Annotated in this window: 1 protein-coding gene and 1 pseudogene; both read right to left on the bottom strand. The window is 51.4% G+C overall.

Translation table 11 applies throughout. The features are described from left to right. Nucleotides 1–60 precede the first annotated feature (60 nt). Nucleotides 61–895, bottom strand: a pseudogene (locus GRP75_RS26485) (ABC transporter ATP-binding protein). A 7-nt stretch (nt 896–902) separates the two neighbouring features. Next, nucleotides 903–1,577, bottom strand: a 675-nt coding sequence (nikC, locus tag GRP75_RS26480) for a nickel transporter permease (RefSeq protein WP_160790837.1), incomplete at its 5' end; no start/stop codon positions are given.

Genomic DNA, 1,577 nt, shown 5'->3' with positions numbered 1-1,577 from the left:
AAACCGGAGACGGTCACGACAGCATTAGACGTGTCTTGCTGCTGAGCGTAGGCGGCTTGATTATTCATGTAAAGCGCTCCTTTCCAATGCGTTCTGTTTCAGTGCTGTTGTAAGGCAAACGTGCTGGAGCGCCCGGAGACAGCGGTGGAATAGCCGCCAGTAGACGACGAGTATACGGGTGGGCCGGATGGTTCAGCACCGCTTGCGTTTCACCAGTTTCAACTAGTGAACCTTCGCGCATCACTGCGATTCGATCTGCATACTTGCGTACATGACGCAGGTCATGAGTGATCCACAAGACGGAAATACCCGTCTCCGTCCGGATTTGGTCAATGAGCTGAAGCACCCGATGAGCTGTGAGCGTATCCAGCGCAGTTGTAGGCTCGTCGGCAATAAGCAGCTTCGGCTCCAGTAGTAGTGCAGCCGCAATAGCTGCCCGTTGCAATTGACCGCCGCTGAGCTGAAACGGATAGCTGCGGTACACACGCTCGGCGGGAAGCTGTACGCGCTCCAGCACCTCGATACAGCGTTGCTTACGTGCCTTGCGATCTTGTTTGCCATGGGCGCGCATCAGCTCGTCCAGTTGGCTGCCCACACGCAGAAAGGGGGTGAAAGCCCCGTGGTAGTCTTGAAAAATGTAAGATATTTCACTACCAAGCAAAGAACGTCGTTGTTTAGCGGATAAATCCAGCAAATTATTGTCCTTCCACGCAATAATTCCTTCCGCTGTAACAGAAGAGGGGAGAAGGCCGCCGATAGCAAATGCCGTCATGCTTTTGCCACTACCGCTTTCGCCGGCTAGAGCACACCATTCCCCCGGACGAACGGCAAGCTTCAGTTGCTCTACAATCGTTTTTACATTTGTCCGAATCGTTAAGCCTTCAATAGTCAGCATGTACAGCTCACTCCTCTGTCCGGGTTTTAACATCATAACGGTCGCGCAGTTTGTCTCCCAATACGTTCGCCAGTAGCACTGTTAGCACGACAGCTATCCCTGGAACCAGCATCAGGTGGGGAGCCATTTGAAAATACGCTCGTCCTTCATTCAACATCGTACCCCATTCGGGAATTGGCGGCTGTGGACCTAAGCCCAAAAAAGATAGGGAGGCAATCATTAAAATGATTTTGCCGATATCCAGCGTAGCCAGCACAAGAACATTCCCAATTGAATGGGGGAGAATATGCCGCATGACAATCCGCAGGGAGGAGGTACCCGCCAGTATGGATAACGAAATGTAATCCTTTTGCTTTTCAGCCAGAACGGTACTACGCACCAGGCGCGCATAACCAACCCATTTTACCGCAGTCACCGCGAAAATAAGATTTACTAAGCCTGGTCCGAGCAAACCGCTCAGTACAATGGCAAAAATATAATCAGGTAATGTCATGAAGGCATCGACCACCCGTTTGAATACACGATCCATCCAGCCTCCAATAAACCCTGAAAGCAGACCAAGAGGGACCCCGACAACCAGCGAAACGGCCAAAATCAATAAACTGGTTCCGACAGTCGTCCGAAGTCCAGCTATCACTCTCGATAGTACATCTCTGCCCAAATGATCTGTTCCCAGCCAGTG

It is taken from the genome of Paenibacillus sp. OT2-17, assembly GCF_009827695.1.
Classification (GTDB): domain Bacteria; phylum Bacillota; class Bacilli; order Paenibacillales; family Paenibacillaceae; genus Paenibacillus; species Paenibacillus polymyxa_B.
The sequence above is the reverse complement of the archived record's forward strand: the minus strand, read 5'-3'. Positions and strand labels throughout refer to the sequence as shown.